General features: G+C 53.9%; 1 rRNA gene. It reads right to left on the bottom strand.

The features are described from left to right. A 23S ribosomal RNA gene (locus tag A3730_RS12250) occupies positions 1-1,350 on the bottom strand; the annotation flags it as partial.

Raw genomic sequence — 1,350 nt, 5'->3', positions numbered from 1 at the left:
CTACCCGGCAATGCCACTGGCGTGACAACCGGAACACCAGAGGTTCGTCCACTCCGGTCCTCTCGTACTAGGAGCAGCTCCTCTCAAATCTCCAACGCCCACGGCAGATAGGGACCGAACTGTCTCACGACGTTCTAAACCCAGCTCGCGTACCTCTTTAAATGGCGAACAGCCATACCCTTGGGACCGGCTTCAGCCCCAGGATGAGATGAGCCGACATCGAGGTGCCAAACACCGCCGTCGATATGAACTCTTGGGCGGTATCAGCCTGTTATCCCCGGAGTACCTTTTATCCGTTGAGCGATGGCCCTTCCATACAGAACCACCGGATCACTAAGACCTGCTTTCGCACCTGCTCGACTTGTAGGTCTCGCAGTCAAGCACCCTTCTACCTTTACGCTCGTTGCACGATGTCCGACCGTGCTGAGGGTACCTTTGTGCTCCTCCGTTACTCTTTGGGAGGAGACCGCCCCAGTCAAACTACCCACCACACAATGTCCCCGATCCCGATAAGGGACCCAGGTTAGAACCTCAAACATGCCAGGCTGGTATTTCAAGGACGACTCCACAATGACTAGCGTCACTGCTTCAAAGTCTCCCAGCTATCCTACACAAACAGGTTCAAAGTCCACTGTGAAGCTATAGTAAAGGTTCACGGGGTCTTTCCGTCTAGCCGCGGGTACACAGCATCTTCACTGCGATTTCGATTTCACTGAGTCTCGGGTGGAGACAGCGCCCCCATCATTACGCCATTCGTGCAGGTCGGAACTTACCCGACAAGGAATTTCGCTACCTTAGGACCGTTATAGTTACGGCCGCCGTTTACCGGGGCTTCGATCAAGAGCTTCGCCGAAGCTAACCCCATCAATTAACCTTCCGGCACCGGGCAGGCGTCACACCCTATACGTCCGCTTACGCGTTTGCAGAGTGCTGTGTTTTTAATAAACAGTTGCAGGGGCCTTTTCACTGCGACCGCCGATAGCTTAGGGAGTAAATCCCATCACCGTCAGCGGCGTACCTTCTCCCGAAGTTACGGTACCACTTTGCCTAGTTCCTTCACCCGAGTTCTCTCAAGCGCCTTAGAATACTCATCCCAACCACCTGTGTCGGTTTGGGGTACGGTTCCTTATAACCTGAAGCTTAGAAGATTTTCCTGGAAGCATGGCATCAACCACTTCCCGGTCACAAAGGACCAGTGGTCTCGACTCTCAGCCTTAAGGTGCCGGATTTGCCTAACACCTCAGCCTACAGCCTTTCCCCGGGACAACCAACGCCCGGTAGGCATAGCCTTCTCCGTCTCTCCATCGCAGTTATAAGAAGTACGGGAATATTAACCCGTTTCCCATCAGC

The organism is Alcanivorax sp. HI0044 (assembly GCF_001634945.1).
Note: the sequence above shows the minus strand (reverse complement) of the source record. Positions and strands in the feature narration are given on the sequence as shown.